Source organism: Amycolatopsis sp. La24 (genome assembly GCF_029087445.1).
GTDB classification, from domain to species: Bacteria; Actinomycetota; Actinomycetes; order Mycobacteriales; family Pseudonocardiaceae; genus Amycolatopsis; species Amycolatopsis nivea.
This window is the reverse complement of record NZ_JARACH010000010.1, coordinates 110,717-134,929: the sequence shown is the minus strand read 5'-3', so window position 1 is coordinate 134,929 and position 24,213 is coordinate 110,717. Positions and strand designations below refer to the sequence as shown.

The window sequence follows — 24,213 nt, the reverse complement described above, 5'->3', positions numbered from 1 at the left end:
GGAACCGGTGTTGCCAGCACGTACGCGGTTTCGGATATGCCAGCGATACGTGTCTGCTCGTAGCATCGACGGCATGCGTGTGCTGATCGTCGAGGACGAGCCCTACCTGGCTGAGGCCATCCGGGACGGGTTGCGCCTGGAGGCGATCGCGGCCGACCTCGCCGGGGACGGGGACACAGCGCTGGAAATGCTGAGCGTCAACGCGTATGACATGGCTGTGCTCGACCGGGACATCCCCGGGCCTTCGGGCGACGAGATCGCGAAGCGCGTCGTCGCGTCCGGCAGCGGCATGCCGATCCTCATGCTCACCGCCGCCGACCGGCTCGACGACAAGGTCTCCGGCTTCGAACTCGGCGCCGACGATTACCTCACCAAACCGTTCGAGATGCGGGAACTCGTGCTCCGGCTGCGCGCGCTCGATCGCAGGCGCGCGCACAACCGGCCGCCGGTGCGGGAAATCGCGGGACTGAAGCTGGACCCGTTCCGCCGCGAGGTTTACCGCGACGGCCGGTACGTCGCGCTGACCCGGAAGCAGTTCGCCGTCCTGGAGGTGCTCGTCGCGGCCGAGGGCGGGGTGGTCAGCGCCGAAGAACTCCTCGAACGGGCTTGGGACGAGAATGCGGACCCGTTCACCAACGCCGTGCGCATCACGGTTTCGGCGCTGCGCAAACGGCTCGGCGAACCGTGGCTGGTCGCGACCGTCCCCGGGGTCGGCTACCGGATCGACGACGGATCGGACCGCGCGTGATCCGCGAGCCCGGGATGAGCGTCCGGCTCAAACTGACCCTCAGCTACGCCGGATTCCTCATGCTGGCCGGGACGCTGCTGCTCGGCGCGGTGGGTTTCTTCCTGCTGGACTACCAGGACCGGGCGCTGGAGGTCATGCCGGTGGTGATGGCCCCGTCCGGCCGCGACCTGATCAAGGATTTCGCGCCCGACGCCGCCGTCGTGATGCTGCTCCTGCTGCTGTTCGGCCTGCTGGGCGGCTGGATTCTCGCCGGGCGCATGCTCGCCCCGCTGAACCGGATCACCGCCGCGACCCGGCAGGCTTCGACCGGGTCGCTCGCGCACCGGATCGAACTGGAAGGCCGCGACGACGAGTTCCGCGAACTCGCCGACAGCTTCGACGCCATGCTCGCGCGCCTCGACGCGCACGTCGCCGAACAGCGGAGATTCGCCGCCAACGCCTCTCACGAACTGCGCACGCCGCTGGCGATCACACAGAGCCTCCTCGAAGTCGCCCGCGACGACCCGGAGCGCGATATCGGCGAACTGCACGAGCGTCTCCGCGTCGTGAACGCGCGGGCGATCGAACTCACCGAAGCGTTGCTGCTGCTCAGCCGTGCGGATCAGCGGTCGTTCACCCGGGAGCCCGTCGACCTGTCGCTTCTGGCGGAAGAAGCCGCGGAGACGTTGCTCCCGCTCGCCGAGAAACACGGGGTGACCATTGAGACCTCCGGCGATGTCACTGCCGTGAACGGGTCTCGGGCGCTTTTGCTGCAGCTGACGACGAATCTGCTGCACAACGCCATCGTCCACAACCTGCCGGAAGGCGGGACGGTGCAGCTCCGCACGACTGCGTCCGCGACGTCGAGCACGCTCGTCGTGGAAAACACCGGGGAGGAAGTCAGTCCGGAGCGGATCTGGACGTTTACTGAGCCGTTCCAGCGCGGCACCGAGCGGATCCGTCGTGATCATGCTGGGGTCGGGCTGGGGCTGGCGATCGTGAAGAGCATCGCGCAGGCGCATGACGGGACGCTTTCTCTCGCGCCGGGCGTTGCGGGCGGGCTTCGGGTGACGGTGCGGCTACCCGGCGGGTCGATGTTGTTGGGCGATCGACAGGACGTGTCGCGCTAGGGCGGTGTCGGCGTCGGGTGCTCCGGTCGCGGAGGCGCGGGCGGACATCGCCGCGAGACGTGCTGGGTCGATGAGGATCGGGACGAGGGCGGATTCGATCCACGCTGGGGTCAGGTTGGCGTCGTTGACGAGCAGTGCGCCGCCTGCCGCGACGACTGGTCCGGCGTTCAGCCGTTGCTCGCCGCCGCGGTCGGGCAGCGGGACGAACGCGGCGGGGAGTCCGACGGCGGCCAGTTCGGCACAGGTCATCGCGCCGGAACGGCAGATCGCGAAGTCGGCGGCGGCGTAGGCGTACTGCATTTCGTCGACAAACGGCAGGACGACATACGACGGGTCGTCCGCTTCGACGGTGTGCTGCGGGCCGGTGATGTGCAGGACTTGCACCCCGGCTTTCCGTAATGCGGCAGCTGCGCGGGAGGCGGCGGCGTTGATCGTGGTGGCGCCTTGCGAACCGCCGGTGACCAGCAGGACCGGGTCATCGGTGTTGAGGCCGAACTTGCGGCGAGCTGCTTCGCGGGTCGCGGGACGGTCGAGTCCGGTGATCGCTGGGCGCAGCGGGATCCCGATCGCGGTGCCGTTTTTCAGCCGGACGTCCGGGGAAGCGGTGTACACGTGGGGCGTCAGCCTGGCCGCCATGCGGTTGGCTGCTCCCGGGCGGATGTTCGCTTCGTGGACGACGATCGGCAGCCCGCGCCGGCGGGCGGCGAGGTAGGCCGGGGCAGCGACGTAGCCGCCGAAGCCCACCACGACGTCGGCTTGGACCTGATCGAGGACTGCGCCGGCGGCCCGGATCGAAGCGCGCAGCCGGGACGGCGTGTGCAGCAGCGCCCGGGTTGCCTTGCGCGGCAGCGGGACCGGCGGGATGAGTTCCAGCGAGTACCCGCGCGCCGGGATCAGCGTCGTGTCCAGGCCGCGGACGGTGCCGAGCGCGGTGATCTCTGCGGCGGGGGCCAATCTCCGCAGTGCGTCGGCGAAGTTCATCGCGGGTTCGATGTGCCCGGCCGAATGGCCTCCGGCGACGACCACGCGTGGTGCTTTGATGTCCATCTAGGCAACGAGAAAATCGAAGTACGTGTCCGGATAAGGTTCGTCCTTCAGCGTGTAGTGCCACCACTCGGATTCGTACGCGGCGAAACCGCAGTCCTCCATGAGGGAACGGAGGTGCTGCCGGTTCGCTGTCTCGGTCGCGGTGAGGCCGGGTGCGCCGTGGTGTGAGACCGCGTCCATCAGGTCGAAGCCGCCGCCCATCGCGACGAGCTCGCCGGTGTCCAGGTGGTACAGCGTCAAATCCGTTGTGCTGCCTCGGGTGTGTCCGGATTTGGTTGCCACGTAACCGTTTTCGAACATCTCCGCGCGGTTGAGGTTCGGGTAGTGCTGGCGCTTTGTCCGGCCGTCCTCTGGCTGTTTCGCCCAGCGCAGGAAACAGTCCACGGCGCGCTGCGGCCGGTAGCCGTCCCAGATCAGCAGGCCGAAACCCAGCGTCGCGGCTTTGTCCTGCGCGCTTTGCAGTGCGCTGCACAAGGCGTGGGTGCCGACGATCCGGTTCGCCAGGTAGCCGTCGACCGGTTTGCCGGTGAAGTTGTCCCAGGTGGCGTACTTGGCGTCCCAGCGGATCCCGGGCACGGCCTCGTCGAGGAAGGCGAAACCGGGCTTCATCGGGGCGTCCCGGCCAACGCGAGCGACACCATCCGGTCGAGCATGTCGGCGAACGAAAGTCCGGCCGCTGCCATCATCCGCGGGTACCGGCTGTAGGAGGTCAAGCCCGGGAAGGTGTTGACCTCGTTGAGCATGGCGGTGCCGTCTTCGAGCAGGAACAGGTCGACGCGGGCGAGTCCCTGGCAGCCCAGGGCGCGGTAGATGGTCTGCGCGGTCGCCTGGACGCGGGCGCGCGACTCCGCCGGGATGTCCGCGGGGACGAGGATGGTCGAGTTCTCCGAGCCGCTTTCCGGGTTGTCCTCCTGGTGGATTTTGAAGAACCCGTGCGACAGCCGGATCTGGTCCGGTTCGCCGACGATCAGGTCCGCGCCGTTGCCCAGGACCGCGCACCCGACCTCGCTGCCCTCGACCGCTTCCTCGATCAGCAGCTTGGAATCGAACCGCGCCGCCTCCGCGATCGCTCCCGGCAGGTCTTCCTCGCGCGAGACCTTGGTGACGCCGAACGACGAACCGGACCGGGCCGGTTTCACGAAGACGGGGTAGGAGAACTTGCTCGCGTCGACGTCCTCGTCCGCGTTTCCCGCCCAGAAGTTCGGTGTCGCGATGCCCGCGCTGTCGACGACCAGGTACGCGAGGGATTTGTCCATGCACAGCGCGGAACTCTGCACGTCACAGCCCGCGTAGGGGATTCCGGACAGTTCGAGGAGGCCCTGCATCGCGCCGTCCTCGCCGAGTTTGCCGTGCAGCACCGGCAACACGACGTCCAGCCGGACCGGTTCGTACTTGCCCTGCTCCTCGACGAGCAGCCCGTGGACGCCCCGATCCGGCGACAACATCGCCGGGCGACCGCTGTCTTCCCACGCCTCGCCGGGTCCGTCGCAGAGCTGCCACGAGCCGTCCTTGGTGATTCCGACCCAGTACGGTTCGTATTTTTCCGGGTCGAGGTTCTTCGCGACCTCTCGGGCGGATTTGACTGAGACGGGGTGTTCCTCGGAGATTCCGCCGAAGATCACGCCGACCTTGAGTTTAGCCATGGTTTGTCCAGCTTTCGAAATTCAGGCAGTTGAGGAGGCTGTTTTCCACCGCGTCGCGCAAGGCGTGGTCGGTGTGATAGGCGTTGTGCGGGCTGATCAGGACGTTCGGCAGGTTCTGCAGTCGCGCCAGATTCGTGTTCTCGAGGGGCTTTCGGCGGCAGTCGGCATAGAACATCCCTTCCTCCCCTTCGAGGACGTCCAATGCCGCGCCGCCGAGCCTGCCGTTTTCCAGCGCGGACAGGAGAGCGTCGGTGTCGATCAGCCCGCCGCGGCCCGTGTTGACGACGATCGCGCCGGGTTTCATCTGCTCGATCCGTTGGCGGTCAAGGAGATGCCGGGTTTCCGGAGTGAGCGGCGTGTGCAGGGTGACGATGTCGCTCTGCCGCAGCAAATCGTCGAGGGGAACGTAATCGGCCGACGTCCGCGGGTACAGGTCGTAGGCCAGCTTCTGCCCGCCGAAGCCCCACAACCGATCGATGACCGCCGCGCCGATCCGTCCGGTTCCGATGACGCCTACGGTGAGGTCGCGCAGTTCTTTTCCAGGGGTGTGGCTCAATCGGTAATCGTGCGCGTCCGTCCGGCGGATGAGGGACTTCGCGTTGCGGATCGCCATCAGCATCAACATGAGTGTGTAATCAGCGACGCTGTCGGGCGAATACGCCACGTTTTCCACGGTGATGCCCATTTTCTCGGCATATTCGACGTCGAGATGGTTGCAGCCGATGCTCCGCGTCGAGAGATACTTGACGCCGACGTCGCTGAGCGCGCGCAAGGTGCCATTGGTGATGCGGGTTTTGTGACTGACGCTGACACACCGGTTCCCAGCGGCGAGTTCGACGGTGGCCTCGGACAACGCCGCCGCGGTGACAGTCGGTGTCACCCCCAAACGAGACACCGCCTCCTCGACCAGAGCGGCTTCGTCAGGCCCGCAGCCATAGATCGTGATCCCGGCCGCCGGAACCAGCGACCGAACCCGAAGCCCCGCAGCACGTGCCGGTTCGCGGTAGGTCATGGGTGCCAGTCAAGGCAGGAGGATGTTGCCAGCACGTATGCGGTTTCCGATACACGGACGATATGCGGATCGCGGGTCGCCGGGGGTGATGGTGGGAAAAACCGGTGGATCTCGCAGACCTCAGCGTGGTCGGATAGACGAGTGGGGGAGTGGGAGCAAAAGAACGCGGCGCGCCGGGCAGCGGTCTTGGCCCTGCCGACCGTCCACGCCTGGCATCATGCGCGAATCGTGCCGCCGCAGCAGGGAGACGTGCGGATCTCGGAGTCGATCGGGCCGCTCGGTGAGCTGCTGGCGGTCTGGACGGCGCCTGCGGACCGAGCGGTGAAGCTTCCGGAAGTGCGCGCCTCGCGTCCGGTGCGGGTGACCGTGCACGTGCCGGAAATGGCGGTCGCCGCGCGGATTCCGGATTTTCGGCTGGCGCATCCGAGGGTGCAGCCACTGCCGGACGGTCGCGTGCTCATGGTCGACGCGCGGTGCACCTGGCGGTCTGAAGGGCCGGACCGCAACGCGATCGTCTACGACTCTGACGGTGAAGCCGTGGCCGAGCAGACCTTCGGCGATGGCATCGATTACGTGCAAACCACCCGAAACGGCGAGATCTGGGTCGGCTACTTCGACGAAGGCACCGAATGGCCCGTCGTCCGGATCCACGACGGCGGCGTGACCGGGTGGCGCAACGAAATCCGCAGCGCCACCGCGTTGGCAGTGCGTGGTTCCCGGCTGGCCTTCTACGGCGGTTATCCGGTGTACCGGGATCGGCTGGTTGCCGGAGTGCTCGATGACGACCGGTTCCGGGTCACCGGCGAATACCGGCTCGTCCTGCCGGACGGCCAAGAGATGCCCCGAGAGGCCCGGGTTTTCGGGCGGGGCGCGGACTTGCACGTCGTGACCCGGGACGACTGGTACCGGCTCGGTCTCGAAGACCTGCCTGGATAAGAACCGCGCCGCAAGTTATGGCCGACGCTGGCCGTTCTGATAGTTGAGCGCGTAGCGGACCGCGTCGGCGCGCGAGTGGAAACCGGCCTTGGCGAAAAGGTTGTTGATGTGGGTTTTCACGGTGGCCTCGCTGATGACCAAGGCGGCCGCGATTTCCGGATTGCGCAGGCCGTCGCCGATCAGGCCGAGGATTTCGCGTTCGCGTGCGGTCAGCGCCAGATCCGGTTCGGCGGGCGGGGCGGGTTTGGCGGCCAGCGCGAGCAAGCGCCGCTGCACCTCGGGCGAGAGCACGGTCTGGCCCTGCGCCGCGGTGCGCACGGCGTGCAGGATCGTGGTGCGGTCCGCTTCTTTGGTCAGGTATCCGCTCGCGCCCGCCTGCAGTGCGGCCAGGATCGACTCGTCGTCGTCGAACGTCGTGAGCACGAGAACGGTGGTGTCCGGCTGGCTTTCGCGGATGCGCCCGGTCGCGCCGACCCCGTCGAGCACCGGCATGTTGAGGTCCATCAGCACGACGTCCGGACGGTGTTCCTGCGCCGCCTTGACCGCTTCCGCGCCGTTGGTCGCGGTCGCGACGACGTTGACGTCCTCGGCGAGGTCGAGCATGACCGCGAGCGCTTCGCGGACAGTCGCCTGGTCGTCGACGACAACGAGACTGATCGGGCGGTCGGTCATCGAGGCAGCTCCAGTTCCACGGTCCAGCCGTCGCCGGCCGGGCCTGCTTTCAGGGTGCCGCCGAGCAGGGCGGCCCGTTCGCGCATCCCGACGAGCCCGACCCCGGAACCGCCGGCCAGTTCGGCGCGGCGGGGTTCGGTCGCGGGCCCGTTGTGCACGGTCAGCCTGACCTGATCGGCGGTGAAGGCGAGCCGGAGGCTGCGAGTCGCGCCCGGCGCGTACTTGGCCGCGTTGGTCATCGCCTCCTGCGCCGCCCGGACCATGGTGTGCGTGGTCTCCGGGCCGACCGCGCCGGCTTCGCCCTCGATCGCGTACTCGGCCGACGCGTGTTCGGCGAGCTGGCTCAACGTCTCAGGCAGCGGCAAGGTGTCTTCGCGCAGCGCGTGCACCGCGCGGCGGGTCTCGCTGATCGAGTCGACGGCGATGGCGCGTGCCTTGCGGACCGCGGCGGCTGCCTCGTCGTCGCGGCCGCTGCCGCGCAGTGCGTCGGCCAGGTCCAATTGCAGGGCGATCCCGGAGAGCGAATGACCGAGGACGTCGTGAATCTCGCGCGCGATCCGGCCGCGTTCGACGAGCGCTGCCTCGCGGGCTTCGGACTCGCGGGCGCGCTGGGCCGAGTCGGCGGCGAGCTGGGCGTTGCGGACGGCGTCGAGACGGTCGTGGTGCGAGATGCCGACCGCGACCGGCAGACCCACGGTCAGGGGCACCCACACCGGCCACACCGGGAAGCCCGGCAACAGCTCGCCGACCGTCCAGGTCGCGGCGGCCGCGATGACCGACCCGGCGACCGCGATGGTCACCGCGGCCCGGCGGGACGCGAGCTTGACCCCGGACGCGGACGCGGCGACGAACGGGAACATCGCCGCGAACGTTCCGTGCGCGAGCGGCAGGAGCAGCGCGCCGAACAGCATGTACGCGCCCATCACGGTGATCTGCCGGTTCTCCGCGACCCGCGCCCAGGGCAGCAGCGAGACGATCCCGGCGACCGAGCACAGCACGAACAGCGACAAGGCCAATGGCCGGTACGCGATGGTCGCGTCCGGCCATTGAACCGCGGTGCAGGCGATCGCGGTGAGGACGAGGGCTGGCTGGATCAGCTCGTCCCGGTACTGCCCGAGAAGGGACAGCGACCGCCGGTCCGTCGTGCTCATGGGACCAGGTTCCTCCTCGTCTGGCCGGCGTCGTGCGCGGACTGAGTGTTCCACTCGGACGGGCGGCCGGTGAGGTTGCGCTGGATGTTGTCCAGCAGCGGCGAGGTCTGCCCGGGCGCGCCGTCGCTGCCCCGGGTCCACATGACCTGGTGCCCGGCGCGCAGTGCGCGGTAGAGCACGACCAGCCCCTCGGCGAGGATGCCGACGCCGATGGTGAGCAGCATGCTGTTCGAGACGCCGCCCGAGTCCTGCGGGGCGAACGCGTCGAGCGCGACGTTCACGCCGATCTTGACCACGATGTTCGCCACCCACAGCCCGACGGTGACCGGGGTGTAGCGGACGAAGGCGGTGCCGTCGCGCCGGGAAATCCGGACGCTGTACCCGCGCAGGACGCCGAGGACGACGCTGATCGCCGCGGTGCCGATCAGGAAGACCAGCGAGGCCGCGGTCTTCACGTCGCCGGACACCGTGCTGAGGCCGACGACGGACAGGATCGCGGGCAGGATCAGCATCTGCTTGGCCTGCGCGGGTTCGCCGATCATCCGCCGCACCATCAGGTAGCCGACCGCCGCCACGATCAGGACGATCTCCACGGGTCCGCTCATGGGTTGTTCCTGCCTTTCGATTTCGTTCCGATGCCGAGAAAACTACGGCGGAACGGCGGCGAAGTCGTGCGGTGAGCGGCGTATTCGCGGGTGGAGAAACGCCTCCACCCGGCCCTGGATTTCTCCACCCGGGATACGCCCGCGGCGCCAAGACGGCCGGGCGCGGCGACCGTAGCGTTTTCCTGGCGAATCCCAGCAGCCAAGCCAAAATCGGGGAGTACGGCATGACCTCGCACGCCCGCACGATGATCACCACTTTGTTCCTGGACGTCGGCCTGTCCGTCGTCGCCTACTACGCGGCCAACCTGCTCGGCGCGAGTGCCTACGTGTCACTGCTGATCGGCACGATCGTCGCGGGACTGCGGACGATCTGGGTCGCGGTGGCACAGCGGCGGCTCGACCTCTTCTCGTCGTTCCTCGTGCTGCTTTTCGGCCTGGGCCTCGGGTTGAGCTTCCTCACCGGCGACCCGCGCCTGTTGCTGGCGAAGGAATCGGTGACGACCTTCTGCGCCGGCGTCGCTCTAGTCGGCAGCTGCGTGCTCAACCGGCCGCTCGCGTACTACGCGGCTCGACGCTTCGCGCTCTCGGCAGGCGGCGAGCAGCAGCGCGAATTCGAGGCCACCGCGGGCGACGCGAGGTTGCGGCGGCGTTGGTACCAAGTCTCGCTGGTGTGGGGCCTCGGGTTGACCGCCGACTCCGTGCTGCGCATCGTGGGCGTCTACACGCTGCCGTTCGACACGGCGGCCGCTTTTTCGCAGGCGTTGATGGTCGTCGCGTTCGCCGGTCTGATCGGGTGGACGCTGCTGACCCGGCGGCGGGGCGAGCAGGCGGTTCAGCGCCGGTCGTAGGCGCGCATCGCCGCCGCGACGTCGTCCAGGAAGGACAGGACGACCGGGACGTGCTCGGGCTCGAGCCGATCGGTGATGGCTTCCATCTCGGCGAGCAGCGGGCCCAGCGCGTTCCGGACGTCCTCGCGCGCGTGGTCGGTGGCCTCGAGGTGGACGCGCCGCCGGTCGCCCGGATCGGCGTGGCGGGCCAGGTGCCCGGCCGCGGCGAGCCGGTCGACCAGCACGGTCGCCGACGCCGAGGTGATGCCGAGCCGGGTGCCCAGCTCGCCGGGCCCGATCGGCTCCGGACTGGAAACGACCTGGTCGAGGGCTTGCACGTCGGTGACCCGCAGCGACAGTTTCCGCGCCAGCACCGCCTGCATGCCCCGGCCCGCTTGCAGCAGCCGCCGCACTGCCAGGGAGAGGTCCCGCGCCGCTTGCTCGTCCGCCACGTCGGCATAGTAGCTAGAACTTCTAGCGACGAGGTACAGTGCCGGGTATGGCTAGAAAATCTAGCGAAATAGCCCACGTCGATGCCGAGATGGTGCGGAAGCTGCTCGACGGCCTCGAACCGGGAGCGGAATGACCGGCGTGGTCGTCGCAGGCGGCGGACCCGGCGGCATGATGCTCGCCTACCTGCTCGGCCGCGCCGGAATCCCGGTCACGCTGCTGGAAGCGCACCAGGACTTCGACCGCGACTTCCGCGGCGATTCGCTGCACCCCTACACGCTCGAACTGCTCGACCGCCTCGGCTTGGCCGACCGGCTGCTCGCCCTTCCGCATCACAAAGCGCGCTTCTTCCGCTTCCACACCCCGGCCGGGTCGATCACCACCGCCGACTACGGCAAGCTCTCCTCGCCGTACAACTACGTCGCCCTGATGCCGCAGGCGCAGTTCCTCGATTTCCTCGCCGCCGAAACCGCCGCGCTCCCGGGCGCGAGCGTGCGCACCGGTGCCAAAGTCGTCGATCTGAACCGCGATGACGAGGGCCGGATCACCGGCGTCCGCTACCGCGACGACACCGGTACCCACGACCAGCCCGCCGCGCTCGTGGTCGGCGCGGACGGCCGCTTTTCCCGGATCCGCCGCCTGGCAGACGCTCCGGCGCGCTCCCTCGGCGCCACCACCGACCTGCTGTGGTTCCGGCTGCCGCACCGTCCCGAGGACCCGCCGGACGCCGACGTCGACCTCTTCTTCGGCCGGCACCACTACGTCGGCCTCCTTGCCGGGACCAGCGGCTGGCAGGTGGGATACAGCCTGCCCAAGGGCGGTTACGCGGAGGCGCGCGAACAGGGCGTCGGCCCGATCCGGGCGTTCCTCGCCGAGTACGTGCCGTGGCTGGCCGACCGTGCCGAGCTGCTGACCGATTTCAGCCAGACGACCCTGCTGTCGGTCGACATCTCCCGGGTGGAGCGCTGGTGGCGGCCGGGTCTGCTGCTCATCGGCGACGCCGCGCACGTCATCTCGCCGGTCGGCGGCAACGGAATCCTCATGGCGATCCAGGACGCCGTCGCCGCGGCCAACCACCTCGTGCGGGATACGTCCGACGCTGCCCTCGCGCGGATTCAGGCCGAACGCGAACCCGCGATCCGGCAGGTGCAGGCGCAGCAGGTCCGGCTGGAACAACGCGCCGCTCGGGCGAGGGAGCGTGGTCGTCCGGCCGCCCCGCCGTATCGGCTGCTGCGTTTGCTCACCGGCATCCCGGGTGCCCGCGCTCGCGCCGCCCGTGCCAATGCCTACGGACCTACTCCGCCGGTGCTGGAATCCTGAGGCGGGAAAAGCCGCGGCAGGAAGCCGATCATCAGGGCGGACCAGGTCAAGTGCGTCAGCAAGGGTGCCTGAACACCGCCGCCCCAACGGCGTTGCAGCGTAAAGAGCGTCCCCATGGCCGCCGACGCCAGCACCAAAGCCGGATTCCGTGTCGCGGTGGTCGACAGCACGTACATCGCGGTCGATGTTCGCGCGCCGAACGCGTCGTAAAGCGTGCCGCGGAAGAAAATCTCCTCAGCGGCACCGGTTACGAGCGTCGTCGTCACCACGGTCGGCGTCGAACCGTGATGGGCGTGGCCGAGCACGCCGGTGATTGCCCGGCGCAGCAACGGAATCCGGCGAGCGACCAGCGCGCAGCCGTAAAACCCGCCGAACGCGCCCGCGCCCGCCAATACCGGCTGCACGACGGCGGTACGACCTCGTGGCACCGGCCCGGCCGCGCGCGCTCCGGCGAACCAGGTCGCCGCGACCGACGCGGTCAGCGCGTGAAACCGGCGCGACCCCGGCTTGCTCGCCAAGGACGCGCCCAGCAGCCCGGAGCCCGCCGCGGTCACCGCTGTCAGGAGCTTCTTCACTTGGCCCGCCGACGCCGCGCTCGTTCGCCCAGTGCTTGCAGCACGGCGTCGTTGTAGCCCATCGGCTCGAAGTCGACGATGCGGCGGATGGCGTCGTCGCGGACGACGACCTCGTTGCCCATCGAGTCGATCAGCGCGCGCCCGGTCGTGGCGTCGATGTCGGTGACCAGCGAAAGCCAGTAGGACGACAGCCGGGGTGTGAGCAGCGGGACCGGCACGATCGCCAGCATCCGGCCCTCGATCACCGCGACGCGCTGCAGCATGTCCCGGTAGGTCAGCACTTCCGGGCCGCCGATGTCGAACGTCCGGCCCTCGGTCTCGGGATGCTCCAGCACGCCGGCCAGGTAGCGGACGACGTCGGCGAGCGCGATCGGCTGGGTGCGCGTCCCGACCCAGCGCGGCGTGATCATCGCGGGCAGGCGTTCGACCAGCTGGCGGGTCAGCTCCCACGAGGTGCCGCCGTGCCCGATGACGATTCCCGCGCGCAGCACGGTCACCGGTACTCCGGTCTCCGCCAGCAGTTGTTCGACCTCGCGTCGGCTGGCCAGGTGCGCCGACAGCGAGTCCGCGTCGTCGCCGAGACCGCCGAGGTAGACGATCCGGCGCACTCCGGCTTCCGCTGCGGCACGAGCGAACGCGCGGGCCGCGGCGGCGTCGCGCTGCTGGAAATCGGTGCTGTCCAGGGAATGCACCAGGTAGTAGGCGGCTTCGACGTTCTTGAGCGCGTCCCGCAAGGAACCGATGTCGGCGACGTCGCCGTGGACCGGCTGACCGGCGCCGCGGTAGCTGTCCGGGCGGCGGGTCATGGCGAGCACGTCGTGCCCGGCGTCGGTCAGCGCCGGGCACAACCGTCTGCCGACGAACCCCGAGGCTCCGGCGACCAGTACCCGCATGCTTGCGACGGTAGCCGGACGAGCGGAATTCCGCTGATCACCGCTGCCGGTCCGTCATGAGCTTGCCCATCAATCGCGTGAGCGCCTCGTCCAGTTGGCCGCCGAGCCGCGAGCCGAGCACGGCGTTCAGTTCGGCGTCGACGGCCGCCGCGAGCGAACCCATCTCGGCCAGCAGGGATTTCCCTTCCGCGGTGACGGTGAGGATGTGCTTGCGGCGGTTGTCCGGGTCCCGGCTCCGCTCGATGAGGGCGCGCTGCTCCAGCTGGTCGGCCAGCCGGACGACCAGGCTGGGACTCACCCGCATGAGCCGGGCGACGTCGTCCTGGGTCCGGGCGAAACCCTGGTCGACCATGGCGAGCGTCCCGAGGTGTTTGGGCGTCAGCCCGGTTTCGCGCAGGTGCCCGGCGAAGTCGTTCGCCAGGTCAGTGCCGAGCACCATGAGCCGGAAGGCCGCGGTCTCGGGCAAGGAGCTGTCGGTCGCCACGCGGGTACTCTATCATCTGTGCACAGTTCAATCTGTAAATAGTTGATGAGTGAGGTAATGATGACCGTCCTGGTGGTGGCCAATGCCGTGCTCGCGGTGGTCAGCGTCGTTTTCGCGGTGGTGGCGGCCGTGCGGCCGGCGGCGTTGAGCCATAGCGAGGCGCCGACGAATGGCGAGAAGTTCTACAGCTGGATGTACGCGGTCAGAGCCGTGCCGCTGGGCTGCGCGGCCGCGGTGGTGCCGTTCATCTGGTCTGGACCAGCCTGCGCGGTGGTCCTGATCGCGGCGGCGGTCGCGCAGGCTGGAGACGCCGGCATCGGGATCTTCCGCGGGGAGAAGGGGATGATCGCGGGAAGCTCCGTGGTGGGCGCGGTGCATGTGCTCACCGCCGTCGTGCTGTGGTGAACGAAGCCGGTTGAAAGCCGCGCGTCAGCGTCACGTCAGTGCCGGTTGCGACGCTGTCGGGGTGACGTGCCTGATGTCTGTGTCCAGTTACCTGCCCGCCGCGGTGCCGATCGCGACGCTGCAGGACGCGCTCGGCCTCACCGACGCCCAGTTGCGCAGGCTGCATCGCATCTACGGGTTGTCCGAGGTCTGCCGGTCGCCCGAGTCCGAGGCCGAAATGCTGCTCGGCGCGGTCGCGAAGCTCGACGGGTTCGCCGGGGTCGAGGAACGCGTCCGCTACGTGCTGCGGCCCAAGACCGTGCCCGCGGCGTCGCCGCATCCGTTCGATCCGCTGGCCGAAGTGCAGCAGCGGCTCGGACTGCGGAACGCGCTCGCCTTCACCGTCACCGACCACGCCTGTGCGTCCGGGCTGCTCGCCCTGGACCTCGCCGGCGCACTGCTCGAACAGGACGGCGACCCGGACGCGCTGGCGCTGATTCTCGCTGGGGAGAAGGCTTTCACCCCGGCCGCGCAGATCATCCCGGACGTCGCGGTGATGGGCGAGGGGACCGCCGCGGTGCTGGTCGCGCCTGGCGGGCAACGGGACCGGCTGCTCGGCTACGCGACGACGACGCTCGGCGGTCCCGGCGGCGAGGTCATCACGAACGAAGAGCAGAACAAGGTGTTCCGGCAGATCTATCCGGACGCGCTGGGCGACGTCACCCGCGCCGCGCTCGAGGCCGCCGGGTGTGCGGCGGGCGATCTCGCGCTCGTCCTTCCGCACAACGTCAACAAGGTTTCGTGGATCCGCGCGGCGGAGGCGATGGACGTGCCGCGGAAGCGGATCTTCCTCGGCAACGTCCCGCGCACCGGCCATTGTTTCTGCGCGGACCCGTTTCTCAACTACCACACCGCGACCCGGCTCGGGCTGCTGAACCCGGGCGAGCGCTACCTGATGGTTTCGGTCGGCCTCGGCTCGACGTTTTCCGCGATGGTCTTCGAACACTAGGAGCAGAACCTGATGAGTACGGAACTCGAGATCGAGGGCGTCGGGATCACCGAGCTGGCCGACCGTTACGGCACCCCGCTGTTCGTCTACGACGGCGGCGAGCTGTCCGGCCGGATGGCCCGGCTGCGGCGGGAACTGCACGACAGCATGGAGGTCTTCTTCTCGCTGAAGTCGAACCCGAACGTGTCGATTCTGGCTGTGCTGCACGACAATGGGGCGCGCGCGGAGGTTTCGAGTCTCGCCGAACTGCGCACCGCACGCCGTGCTGGAGTGTCGCCGAACGACATCATTTTCCTCGGTCCGGGCAAGAGCCAGGCGGAGCTCGAAGCCTGTCTGGACGAGGACATCGCGGCGATCGTCTGCGAATCCTTCGGGGAACTCGCGTTGATCGACCAGCTCGCCGCGGCGCGCGGAGTGCGAGCGCGGGTGGCGTTGCGGGTCAATCCGAGCTTCGCGGTCAAGGGGTCCGGGCTGACGATGGGCGGGAAGCCGCGCCAGTTCGGCATGGACGAGGAACAGCTGTTCGCCGCCGAGGATCTGGTTTCGCGGCACGCGAATGTGCGGATCATGGGCGTCCAGGTCTACATGGGCACGCGCATTCTCAGCGAGGAATCGGTGGTGGAGAACACCACGCGCATCTTCGCGCTGGCCGAACAGCTGTCCGCGCGGCTGGGCTTCGGGCTCGACCTGGTCGATGTCGGCGGCGGGCTGGGCGTGGCGTACTTCGACGGGGAACGCGACCTCGACCTCGATCTGCTGACCTCGCGCCTGAACCCGGTGATCGACGAGTTCGCCAGGCGGCATCCGGACACACGGCTCGTGATGGAGCTGGGCCGCTACCTGACCGCGATGAGCGGCACCTACGTCGTGCGCGTCCGTTACGTCAAAACCTCGCTGGGACAGAACTTCGCGGTCGCTGACGGCGGCACCAACCACCACATGGCCGCGGTCGGCATCGGTTCTTACGTCAAGCGCGATTTCCCGATGCGGCTGCTGAACCGGATCGACGAACCGGCCACCGAAACCTGGCAGATCACCGGCCCGCTGTGCACGCCGAACGACGTGCTGGGCAAGAAGATCCCGCTGCCGCCGGTGCAGCCGGGCGACCTGATCGGCGTGGAACGCTCCGGTGCTTATGGCCCGAGTGCGTCACCGGTGCTGTTCCTCAGCCACGGCTATCCCGCCGAGGTTTTGGTCCATGATGGACAGTCCTATGTGATCAGTGAACGGGACCAGCCGGAGGACCTGCTGCGCCGCCAGCACCTGCACCGGCTGCCGGTTCCCGCGGTGGAGGGCTGATGTTCAGTGCCGGCGCTCCCGTGGCGGCCACGCGGACCTCGCCGTTCGCCGTGCTGCCCATGGGACTGAAAACCGTGCTGCACCGGCGTTTCGAGTCCGGCACCGACCGGCTCGACGACCCGATCATGACGCGGTACTTCACCGATCTGGCCGCCGGACACGACGTCGGCTACTCGCCGGACCTGGTCGCCCAGGCGCAAGGCAACACGTTCATCTCCCTGGCCCGGGAACTGCTGCACGACCGGGTGAGCGAGCCGCTCGACCTGGTCGTCGTCGCCCACGATGGTCCCGACTTCGACCCGCGGCTGTCCGCTCCGGTCAACCTGACCGCCGTGCTGCCGGGCGGCCCGATGACGTACTCGGTCTCCGGACAGGGCCCGCTCGCCGGTTTCCTCGCCCTGCGGGTGGCGGCCGGATACGCGCGCCGGAGGCCGATGCGGCGCGTGCTCATCCTCGTCATGGAGCAGCGAGGAATGCCGTACGCCGGAGCCCGCCCGCCCGTGGACGCGGCTGCCGCGCTGCTGTTCGAGTCCGGAGCAGGCAGCACCCGTGTGGCGCTGCTGCCCGGAATCGACCCGGCCGACGCTCGGGCCGAGGCTGATCGGCTCGCGTCGGCGGATCGTTATGGGCCAGGTTTGACTGGCGGGTCGGTCGTGGAAGGACGCTCCGCTACCGCCTTGTGGGCCGAGCCGCCTGCGGTTCTCGCTGATTACGACCCGATTCGCGGGACTCTGGGAATTTGCGCCTTCGCCCGGGAAAGCGAGCCCTCCGCGCCCCTATAATCGGGAGCGGAACTGCCGCGGCGAAGAAAAGGTGAAGATCTGTGCGCGTGGTCATCGGCGAAGACCAGTTCCTGCTCCGCGACGGGCTGGTCCGGCTGCTCGAAGCGCACGGGATGACGATCGTCGCGGCGCTCGACAACGGGCCGGATCTGCTGAACGCGCTGGTCACGGAGAAGCCGGACGTCGGCGTGGTCGACATCCGGCTTCCGCCGTCGTTCACCGACGAGGGGTTGCGCGCGGCGATCGAGGCGCGCCGCCAGGTGCCGGGGCTGCCGGTGCTGGTGCTGTCGCAATACGTCGAACGCTTGTACGTCAACGAATTGCTGGCCGACGGCGCGGGCGCGGTCGGCTACCAGCTCAAGGACCGGGTGCTCGACGGCGACCACTTCGTCGACGTCCTGCGCGGGGTCGCCGCGGGCAACACGATGATGGACCCTGAAGTGGTGTCGCGGCTGTTCACGCACAACACGCGCGACGTCGCGCTGGAGAGCCTCACCCCGCGCGAGAACGACGTGCTCCGGCTGATCGCCGAGGGGCGGTCCAACAGCAACATCGCCGCCGAGCTGTTCGTCACCGAGAAGGCGGTGTCCAAGCACATCAACAACATCCTGGCGAAGCTGCAGCTGCCGGTGTCCGAGGACAGCAACCGCCGGGTGCAGGCGGTGCTGGCCTACCTGCGCCGCTGACTGCGCGCCGATACCCTCTTGCGTTCAGCCGATCGGCCGGCACGGGATTTCGATGACCACCGAGGTCGGGCCGCCGAGCGGGCTGAGCACGGTGAGGAATCCGTCCAGCGGGGCGAGCCTGCGTTCGAGTTCCCGCAGGCCGGTGCCCTTGGCCGGGTCCGCGCCGCCGTTGCCGTAGTCGGTGACCGTGATGGACAGCCGTCCGGCGGAATGGTGCATGTCGATTTTCCCGGAATCCGCGCCGGAATGCTTCATCGCGTTGTTGAGCACCTCGGAAACGGTGAAATACGCGGCTGTCTCGACGGCGGGCGCGAACCGGCCGGGGAGGTCGACGGTGGTCTCCATCTCCAGCGTCGCTTCCATCCCGAGTTCGCGGACCGCGTCGGCGAGACCGCGGTCGACCAGCACCGGCGGCTGGATCCCGCGGACCAGATCGCGCAGTTCCTGCAGTGCTTTCACCGAACTCGCCTTGGCCTCTTCCAGCAGGCTCTTCGCGGCTTCCGGCTGCCGTTCGGCGAGTTTCGCGGCCGCGTCGAGCGTCATTCCCATCGCGACCAGGCGGGCTTGCGCGCCGTCGTGCAGATTGCGTTCGATCCGGCGCAGTTCCAGCGCCTGGTGGCCAACCGCGTCGTCGCGTGTGGTGGTGAGGTGCTGGACGCGCTGGGCGAGCACGGTGCTTTCGGACGGGGAAAGGAATTTCGCCGCCAGCGCCGCGTGCAGTTTCAGCAGGTGCGGGGCCGCCCACAGGACGAGCGGGAAATGCAGCAGGCCCAGCACGACCGCGATCCAGGCGACGGCCGGGTTGTCCACTGGCAGCGCCACGTACCAGTCGCCGAGCCACAAATCGTCCAGAACCGGGTAGAGCAACGGCATCAGCAGCCCGCGCACGCCGTCGACCACCAGCGCCAGCGGGGCCAGCGTGAGCAGGCACCCGATCGTGCAGTCCACCAGCAGCCAGGCCGTGTCCCGCCAGGTGGCACGGTCGGCCAGCAACCGCGCGAACACCTGGAAGAACCGCGTGCCCTCGGGCAGCGGGAGATACGGTTGCGGCACCTCCCGCCCGGTCCAGGCGCCGTGCAGTTTCCGCTGCAAATTGGCGACCGCGCGGACGGCGTACACCACCGGCGGGATCAGGAACACCCCGACGCCGACGCCCAGCAGGGAAGCAGCGCAGGCCAGGAGCGCGAAAAGCACCACCTCGACCGGTGCGAGCAGACCCAGCGCGGTGCTGTGCAGCACGGCGAGGCCGCCCCGCGCGAACCAGGGCTTCGGCGCCGCCGGCTCGCGGGCATCGGTGGAGGGCATGTTCCGATTATGTGCTGTTCCCGGCTTTCCCGGCAGGGGTGCTAGGACCAGTCCGGATCGAAGAGTTAGCACCATCGGAATCCGCCCTTGCCGCTCGTAGGTTTCTTCTGTACCCGACGCGCCTGGGAGAGTGACCGATGTACCAGTCCGGACAGCCAAGCACGGATGCGGTGACGCTCCGCTCCGTCACCAAGTTCTACGGAGGGAACCGGGCCCGCGTCGTCGCACTCGACGGGATCTCGGTTTCGTTCGCCCGCGGCAGTTTCACCGCGGTGATGGGACCGTCCGGTTCGGGCAAGAGCACCCTGCTGCACTGCGCGGCCGGGCTCGACCAGCCGGATTCGGGCACGGTCGTGCTGGCCGACCAGGATCTCGGCCGGCTCGACGAGGCGCAGCTGACCCGCATGCGCCGCGACCACATCGGATTCATTTTCCAGCAGTTCAACCTGCTGCCGTCGCTCGACGTGGTCGACAACGTCACGCTTCCGCTCCGGCTGGCGGGGAAGAAGGCCGATCCGGCGCTGGTGAACCGGATCATCGAGCAGGTCGGGCTCGGCGGACGGCGCGGGCACCGCCCCGGTGAATTGTCCGGCGGCCAACAGCAGCGCGTGGCGATTGCCCGCGCGCTGGTCAGCCGTCCGCACGTGACCTTCGCCGACGAGCCGACCGGCGCGCTGGACACGACGTCGGCGAGCGAGATCCTGGACCTGCTGCGCGCGGCGGTGCGGGCCGAAGGGCAGACCATCGTGATGGTGACGCACGATCCGGTCGCCGCCTCCTACGCCGACCGGGTGCTGTTCCTCGCCGACGGGCAGTTCGCCGGCGAGTTGCACGAACCGACCGTGGACGAGGTCGCGCGCGGCCTGACCGCGTTGAGCGCACGCACGACGCGGCTCGGCCGCGACGGCCGGAACACCGTCGGGACGGTGCGCTGATGCTGCGCCTTGCCCTGAGCACGCTCCGGTTCCGCAAGGCCGGATTCACCGCGACGTTCGTCGCGCTGCTCGTCGGAACCGCCATCGTGATGGCGTGCGGCGGCCTCATGCAGACCGGGATCTCGCCGCGGGTGCCGCCGCAGCGGCTCGCCGAGGCCCCGGTGGTCGTCGCGGGCGACCAGCACTACAACCTGCCGCCGACGAACCCGGGCACCGAGGACGAGGACCACGAATCCGCGACCCTGCCCGAACGGGTGCGGCTCGACGCGTCGCTCGGGGCGAAGATCGCGGCCGTTCCGGGCGTCGCGAAGGTCGTTCCCGACGTGTCGATCCCGGCGACGCTGCCCGCGGATCCCGACGTGAAACTGGTGCGCGGCACCGCGTTGGGCCACGACTGGGCGACCGCCGAGCTGGCCCCGTATTCGCTGACCGACGGGCGGGCTCCGCAGCGCAGCGGCGAAGTCGTGCTCGACCAGTCGACGGCCGCGGCCACCGGGGTCGCCTCGGGCGGTTCGGTGCAGATCGCCGTGCGCGGCGGGGTCCGGTCCTTCCAGGTGGTCGGAATCGCCGTCGCGGGCGGGAAAATAGCGTCCGACGCGGTGTTCTTCTCCCACGAAGACGCCCTTGCGCTGACACCCGCGACCGGTCAGGTCGACGCGTTCGGCGTGCTTCCCGCCGCAGGCACGGATCCGGCCGCGCTGAGCATCCAGATCGCGAACGTGGTCCGCGACCAGCACGCGGTTGCGCTGACCGGAGTGGCGCGCGGGACGGCCGAGTTCGCGCAGGCGAGCGACGGCGGCGAAATCCTGGTGATCCTGGCCGCGGTGTTCGGCGGGCTCGCCGTGCAGGTCGCGTTGTTCGTGGTGGCCAGCACGCTGGGTCTGTCGGTGCAGCAGCGGCGGCGCGAGGTCGCGTTGCTGCGTGCGGTCGGCGCGACGCCCAAACAGGTGAGCCGCATGATCACCGCGGAGTCGATGGTGATCGGGATCCTCGCGACCGTACTGGCCGCTTTCCCCGGCGAACTGCTCGGGAACTGGCTGTTCGACCGGCTGTCCGGGTTCGGCGTCTTCGAACCGGTGCTGGCGTATCACCAGGACTGGATCCCGACCGCCGCCGGCGTTCTCGTGGGTCTGCTGTCCGCGTGGGGCGCGGGATTCGTCGCGGCACGGTACGCCGGGCGGACGCGTCCGGTAGAGGCGATGCAGGAACTGGTCTCGCCGAAGCGCTGGCTGACGTCGTTCCGGCTGTGGTGGGGCATCGGCAGCCTGATCGGCGGCGTGGCGCTCGCGTACCTGACGATCACCGTGATGGACGGACCGCTCGCCGCCAGTACGGCCGGCCCGGCGGTCACGCTCGTCGCGGCGGCGGTCGCGCTTTTCGCACCGGGGATCACCCGGGTGATGGTCGCGGTGCTGCGGGTTCCGGTGCGGGCGGTGAGCGGGCTGTCCGGCTATCTCGCGATGGCCAACGCCCGGGTGCGCTGGCTGCCGATGTCCGGTGCGGTCGTGCCGGTCATGCTCGCCACGACGCTGGCCGTGTTCATGCTCTACTTCCAGACCACGCAGGTGGAATCGGCGAAGCAGAAGTACGCGTCGAACCTTTCGGCGGACGCGGTCGTCACTTCGTCGACCGGCGACGTCGGCACCGGGTTGCTCGACAAGGTCCGGGCGCTGCCCGGGGTCGGCACCGCTTCGGCGTACGTGACCAGCAAGGGCTACAACGAGAAGCCGTCGGACTCGAGCCAGGACGAGGACGGGCTCGCGCTGACCGGGGTCACCGGCGACGCGGTCGCGAAGACCCGGGCGTCCGAGGTCGCGACCGGTTCGCTGGACGCGTTGCAGGGCAACACCATCGCGCTTCCGGTCGACAACGCGTCTCGGCTGCACGTCAAGGTCGGCGACGAGATCGGCCTGCGGCTCGGCGACGGCACGCAGGTGCGGCTGCGCGTGGTGGCGACGCTGCGCTCGGCGGCGGAGTTCGCGACGGCGTTGCTGCCCGCGGGCACGCTGGCTCCGCACACGACCGACGGGATCGCGTCGCAGGTGCTCGTCACCGCGGCGGCGGGCACGAGCGTCTCGCAGCTGATGAGCACGCTCGACGGGCTGGCGCAGTCCTCGCCGGGCGTGCAGGTCGCGAACCGGGACACGCTCACCGCCAAGTTCGTGCAGGAACAGGAAGCGAACGCCTGGGTCAACTACCTCGTGGTCGGCATGATCCTGCTCTACGCGGCGATCTCGGTGGTGAACACGCTCGTGCTCTCGACCGCGCACCGGCGGCGCGAGTTCGGCCTGCAACGGCTGGCCGGGTCGAGCCGGGGCCAGGTGCTCGGCGTGATGGCCGTGGAGGGGATCGTCGTCGCGATCATCGGCGTGGTTCTCGGCACCGTCGTCTCGCTCGCGATGCTGGTCCCGTTCAGCCAGGCGGTGTCCGACAGCTGGCTGCCGTATGGTCCATTGTGGATTTATGGGGTGGTGGTCGTGCTCGCGGTCGTGGTAAGCATGGTCGCCACGCTCTTCCCGACGTGGCTCGCGGTGCGCGGCAAGACCTCGATCGCCATGCTCTCTCCTGAATAGGTGACCCCTGGGCGGCCGCCCGCCGCTGACTGCCCCCAGCTGTCAGCGCGCGGTCAGCCCGGGGTCACCGCCCCGCCGTAGCGTCACCGGCATGAGTCCGAACGAGGCGGGAAGCCCTTCCTGGGACGCGATCGTGATCGGGTCCGGGATCGGCGGCCTCGTCTGCGCCGGCTACCTCGCCGCCTTCGGCCGCCGGGTCCTGGTGCTCGAACAGCACGACGTCGCGGGCGGCAACTGCCACATGTTCCGGCGGCGGCGCTCCTACGAGTTCGACATCGGCGTGCACTACCTCGGCGACTGCGGGCCCGGCGGGCTGCTCCCGTCGCTGCTGGCCGGGCTCGGCGTCGGCGACCGGGTGCGGTTCCGCAGGCTCGACCCGGACGGCTTCGACCGGATCGTGCTGCCGGGCGTGCGGTTCGACGTGCCGGAAGGCTGGTCCCGGTACGGGGACCGGCTGCTCGAGACCTTTCCCGCGGAGGCCGCCGCGCTTCAGGAGTACCTGGCGATCTGCGGCGAGATCGCCGCGTCGGCCCGGTATTCGGCGAGCGCCCAGCCGGTCTTGGGCGGTTCGCCCGCGGTGGTGCGCTGGAGCCGGCGCAGCCTGAGCCGCCTGTTCGACCATTGTGGACTGTCCGCGGCCGCCCGCACCGTGCTGGCCGCGCAGTCCGGCAACTACGCCTCCTCGCCCGCGAACACCGTTGTCGCGGCGCACATTCGCATGCTCGACGACTACCTGACCGGCGGCGCGTACTACCCGGTCGGCGGCGGGCAGATGCTGGCGGCCGCGCTGGTGGAGCAGCTCGAAGCGCACGGCGGCCAGCTGCGCACCAAAGCCCGCGCCGCGCGGATCCTGATCGAGGACGGTCGCGCGGCCGGCGTGGAGCTGACCGACGGAGACGTGCTGCGCGCGCCGCTCGTCGTGTCCAATGCGGACTATCGGCGCACCGTGCTGGAGTTGTGCGGCGGCCGGGAAAACTTGCCCGAAGGCGTCGTCCGGCGCACCGAAGACGCGGTCATGCGGCTGCCGCTGGTCACTAGTTATGCGGTGGTGGCCGCGGAACTGCCCGAAGCGTCCGAGGCCAACATCTGGTACTGGCCGAGCGGTGACGTCGAAAGTGCTTACGCCCGAACGGAAGCGGGCCAGTTCGACGAGCTGCCGTTCGTCTTCATCTCGTCCGCGTCGCACAAGGATCCCGGCAACACCGCGGTCTGCCCGCCCGGACACACGAACCTCCAGATCATGACCGCGTGCCCGCCCGGCTACGCACCGTGGGGCGTCACCGATGGACCGGCGTCCGGGCTCCGCTACCGACGCGTTGCCGAATACCGCGCGGCCAAAGAGAAACTCGCCGCCTGCCTGCTCGACCGCGCCGAAGAGGTGCTCGGCCCGTTCCGGGACCGCATCGTCTACCTCGAATCCGCCACCCCGCTCACGCAGGAGCGCTACACGCTCGCGACCGGCGGAGCCGCGTACGGACTGCAGTCCTGGGGCCCGCACGGACGGCGGCCGGACGTGCGGACCGCGGTGGAAGGACTGTTCGTCGCCGGACAGGACGTCCACGGCGGGGGAGTCGTCGGAGCCGCGGTCGGCGGTGCGCAATGCGCCGAAGCGATTCTCGGCCGGCCGGTGCTGGCCGAAGCGTACGACGGCGCGGTCTTCGCCGACCGCGCCCTGTTGCCCGAACGCGGCCACGACTGGGATCCGCTGCGGATTTCCCGCGGCCAGGCCCGCCGCGACGCCCGCGGATTCGCTCCGACGGCGCGCTGA

At 69.3% G+C, this 24,213-nt stretch carries 25 protein-coding genes; 13 read left to right on the top strand and 12 right to left on the bottom strand.

Features of this window, described 5'->3' with window-relative positions:
- Positions 1 to 73: 73 nt before the first annotated feature.
- Together PUT80_RS13520 and PUT80_RS13515 are read left to right on the top strand one after the other, a co-directional pair.
- Positions 74 to 748, top strand: a complete 675-nt coding sequence (locus PUT80_RS13520) for a response regulator transcription factor (protein ID WP_037812063.1) — start codon at positions 74 to 76, stop codon at positions 746 to 748.
- The gene (locus PUT80_RS13515) at positions 745 to 1,857 is read left to right on the top strand and encodes a HAMP domain-containing sensor histidine kinase (RefSeq protein ID WP_343076882.1); all 1,113 of its coding nucleotides are present in this window, start codon (positions 745 to 747) and stop codon (positions 1,855 to 1,857) included. The genes PUT80_RS13520 and PUT80_RS13515 overlap by 4 nt, the downstream gene beginning before the upstream one ends.
- Here PUT80_RS13515 and PUT80_RS13510 read toward each other — a convergent pair.
- From PUT80_RS13510 to PUT80_RS13495, 4 genes are read right to left on the bottom strand one after another with little or no spacing between them, the layout of a single operon-like run.
- The gene (locus PUT80_RS13510) at positions 1,807 to 2,904 is read right to left on the bottom strand and encodes a UDP-N-acetylglucosamine--N-acetylmuramyl-(pentapeptide) pyrophosphoryl-undecaprenol N-acetylglucosamine transferase (RefSeq protein WP_238608034.1); all 1,098 of its coding nucleotides are present in this window, start codon (positions 2,902 to 2,904) and stop codon (positions 1,807 to 1,809) included. The genes PUT80_RS13515 and PUT80_RS13510 overlap by 51 nt on opposite strands.
- Positions 2,905 to 3,513 carry a D-Ala-D-Ala dipeptidase VanX gene (gene vanX / locus PUT80_RS13505; protein WP_037812060.1) on the bottom strand — a complete coding sequence of 203 codons (609 nt, stop codon included), beginning with the start codon at positions 3,511 to 3,513 and terminating at the stop codon, positions 2,905 to 2,907. It abuts the gene before it with no gap.
- Complete coding sequence (gene vanA, locus PUT80_RS13500) at positions 3,510 to 4,547, bottom strand: D-alanine--(R)-lactate ligase (RefSeq protein WP_275292145.1); 1,038 nt, start codon at positions 4,545 to 4,547, stop codon at positions 3,510 to 3,512. Before vanA ends, vanX begins: the two co-directional genes overlap by 4 nt.
- Positions 4,540 to 5,559, bottom strand: a complete 1,020-nt coding sequence (locus PUT80_RS13495) for a D-isomer specific 2-hydroxyacid dehydrogenase family protein (RefSeq protein ID WP_275292144.1) — start codon at positions 5,557 to 5,559, stop codon at positions 4,540 to 4,542. The genes vanA and PUT80_RS13495 overlap by 8 nt, the downstream gene beginning before the upstream one ends.
- A 249-nt stretch (positions 5,560 to 5,808) precedes the next feature.
- Here PUT80_RS13495 and PUT80_RS13490 point away from each other — a divergent pair, with 249 nt between their 5' ends.
- Positions 5,809 to 6,495 carry a hypothetical protein gene (locus tag PUT80_RS13490; RefSeq protein ID WP_275292143.1) on the top strand — a complete coding sequence of 229 codons (687 nt, stop codon included), beginning with the start codon at positions 5,809 to 5,811 and terminating at the stop codon, positions 6,493 to 6,495.
- A gap of 15 nt (positions 6,496 to 6,510) precedes the next feature.
- Here the strand turns inward: PUT80_RS13490 and PUT80_RS13485 are convergent, their stop codons facing one another.
- The 3 genes from PUT80_RS13485 to PUT80_RS13475 are packed head-to-tail and all read right to left on the bottom strand — an operon-like array spanning position 6,511 to position 8,923.
- Positions 6,511 to 7,167, bottom strand: coding sequence for a response regulator transcription factor (locus PUT80_RS13485; protein ID WP_037812055.1), 657 nt, complete (start codon positions 7,165 to 7,167; stop codon positions 6,511 to 6,513).
- Positions 7,164 to 8,318, bottom strand: coding sequence for a histidine kinase (locus PUT80_RS13480; RefSeq protein ID WP_275292142.1), 1,155 nt, complete (start codon positions 8,316 to 8,318; stop codon positions 7,164 to 7,166). The genes PUT80_RS13485 and PUT80_RS13480 overlap by 4 nt, the downstream gene beginning before the upstream one ends.
- Positions 8,315 to 8,923: a DUF1453 domain-containing protein gene (locus PUT80_RS13475; RefSeq protein WP_275292141.1), complete on the bottom strand. Its 609-nt coding sequence runs from the start codon at positions 8,921 to 8,923 to the stop codon at positions 8,315 to 8,317. Before PUT80_RS13475 ends, PUT80_RS13480 begins: the two co-directional genes overlap by 4 nt.
- A 224-nt stretch (positions 8,924 to 9,147) precedes the next feature.
- Here PUT80_RS13475 and PUT80_RS13470 point away from each other — a divergent pair, with 224 nt between their 5' ends.
- A complete protein-coding gene (locus PUT80_RS13470; protein WP_037812049.1) occupies positions 9,148 to 9,771 on the top strand; it encodes a VC0807 family protein in 624 nt (207 codons plus the stop codon).
- Here PUT80_RS13470 and PUT80_RS13465 read toward each other — a convergent pair.
- Positions 9,756 to 10,202 carry a MarR family transcriptional regulator gene (locus PUT80_RS13465; RefSeq protein ID WP_275292140.1) on the bottom strand — a complete coding sequence of 149 codons (447 nt, stop codon included), beginning with the start codon at positions 10,200 to 10,202 and terminating at the stop codon, positions 9,756 to 9,758. The genes PUT80_RS13470 and PUT80_RS13465 overlap by 16 nt on opposite strands.
- 130 nt (positions 10,203 to 10,332) lie before the next feature.
- On the opposite strand from PUT80_RS13465, the gene PUT80_RS13460 reads away from it, so the two are divergent.
- On the top strand, positions 10,333 to 11,520 hold the full coding sequence (locus PUT80_RS13460) for an FAD-dependent oxidoreductase (RefSeq protein ID WP_275292139.1): 1,188 nt from the start codon (positions 10,333 to 10,335) through the stop codon (positions 11,518 to 11,520).
- Here PUT80_RS13460 and PUT80_RS13455 read toward each other — a convergent pair.
- Genes PUT80_RS13455 through PUT80_RS13445 form a run of 3 tightly spaced genes read right to left on the bottom strand, consistent with a single transcriptional unit; the run spans position 11,487 to position 13,472 of the window.
- On the bottom strand, positions 11,487 to 12,095 hold the full coding sequence (locus tag PUT80_RS13455; protein WP_275292138.1) for a CPBP family intramembrane glutamic endopeptidase: 609 nt from the start codon (positions 12,093 to 12,095) through the stop codon (positions 11,487 to 11,489). The two genes, PUT80_RS13460 and PUT80_RS13455, sit on opposite strands and share 34 nt — an antisense overlap.
- Complete coding sequence (locus PUT80_RS13450; protein ID WP_134663267.1) at positions 12,092 to 12,988, bottom strand: NAD(P)H-binding protein; 897 nt, start codon at positions 12,986 to 12,988, stop codon at positions 12,092 to 12,094. Before PUT80_RS13450 ends, PUT80_RS13455 begins: the two co-directional genes overlap by 4 nt.
- A gap of 37 nt (positions 12,989 to 13,025) precedes the next feature.
- Entirely contained in the window at positions 13,026 to 13,472 is a 447-nt protein-coding gene (locus PUT80_RS13445; protein ID WP_275292137.1) for a MarR family transcriptional regulator, read from the bottom strand.
- Positions 13,473 to 13,517: 45 nt separating this feature from the next.
- Here PUT80_RS13445 and PUT80_RS13440 point away from each other — a divergent pair, with 45 nt between their 5' ends.
- From PUT80_RS13440 to PUT80_RS13420, 5 genes are all read left to right on the top strand, one after another.
- A complete protein-coding gene (locus PUT80_RS13440) occupies positions 13,518 to 13,877 on the top strand; it encodes a hypothetical protein (RefSeq protein WP_275292136.1) in 360 nt (119 codons plus the stop codon).
- Positions 13,878 to 13,950: 73 nt separating this feature from the next.
- Positions 13,951 to 14,865, top strand: a complete 915-nt coding sequence (locus PUT80_RS13435) for a 3-oxoacyl-[acyl-carrier-protein] synthase III C-terminal domain-containing protein (RefSeq protein ID WP_275292135.1) — start codon at positions 13,951 to 13,953, stop codon at positions 14,863 to 14,865.
- A 12-nt stretch (positions 14,866 to 14,877) separates the two neighbouring features.
- On the top strand, positions 14,878 to 16,164 hold the full coding sequence (locus PUT80_RS13430; RefSeq protein WP_037812040.1) for a type III PLP-dependent enzyme: 1,287 nt from the start codon (positions 14,878 to 14,880) through the stop codon (positions 16,162 to 16,164).
- Positions 16,164 to 16,946 carry a hypothetical protein gene (locus tag PUT80_RS13425; RefSeq protein WP_275292134.1) on the top strand — a complete coding sequence of 261 codons (783 nt, stop codon included), beginning with the start codon at positions 16,164 to 16,166 and terminating at the stop codon, positions 16,944 to 16,946. Before PUT80_RS13430 ends, PUT80_RS13425 begins: the two co-directional genes overlap by 1 nt.
- A 41-nt stretch (positions 16,947 to 16,987) precedes the next feature.
- Entirely contained in the window at positions 16,988 to 17,632 is a 645-nt protein-coding gene (locus PUT80_RS13420; RefSeq protein WP_043839341.1) for a response regulator transcription factor, read from the top strand.
- Positions 17,633 to 17,656: 24 nt separating this feature from the next.
- Here the strand turns inward: PUT80_RS13420 and PUT80_RS13415 are convergent, their stop codons facing one another.
- The gene (locus PUT80_RS13415) at positions 17,657 to 18,937 is read right to left on the bottom strand and encodes a sensor histidine kinase (RefSeq protein WP_134663261.1); all 1,281 of its coding nucleotides are present in this window, start codon (positions 18,935 to 18,937) and stop codon (positions 17,657 to 17,659) included.
- Between the two features lie 137 nt (positions 18,938 to 19,074).
- On the opposite strand from PUT80_RS13415, the gene PUT80_RS13410 reads away from it, so the two are divergent.
- The 3 genes from PUT80_RS13410 (at position 19,075) to PUT80_RS13400 (ending at position 24,213) form a co-directional block, all read left to right on the top strand.
- The gene (locus PUT80_RS13410) at positions 19,075 to 19,872 is read left to right on the top strand and encodes an ABC transporter ATP-binding protein (protein WP_037812034.1); all 798 of its coding nucleotides are present in this window, start codon (positions 19,075 to 19,077) and stop codon (positions 19,870 to 19,872) included.
- Positions 19,872 to 22,445, top strand: a complete 2,574-nt coding sequence (locus tag PUT80_RS13405; RefSeq protein ID WP_275292133.1) for an ABC transporter permease — start codon at positions 19,872 to 19,874, stop codon at positions 22,443 to 22,445. Before PUT80_RS13410 ends, PUT80_RS13405 begins: the two co-directional genes overlap by 1 nt.
- Positions 22,446 to 22,536: 91 nt before the next feature.
- Positions 22,537 to 24,213 (top strand): NAD(P)/FAD-dependent oxidoreductase, encoded by a 1,677-nt coding sequence (locus tag PUT80_RS13400; RefSeq protein ID WP_275292132.1) that lies wholly within the window; start codon positions 22,537 to 22,539, stop codon positions 24,211 to 24,213.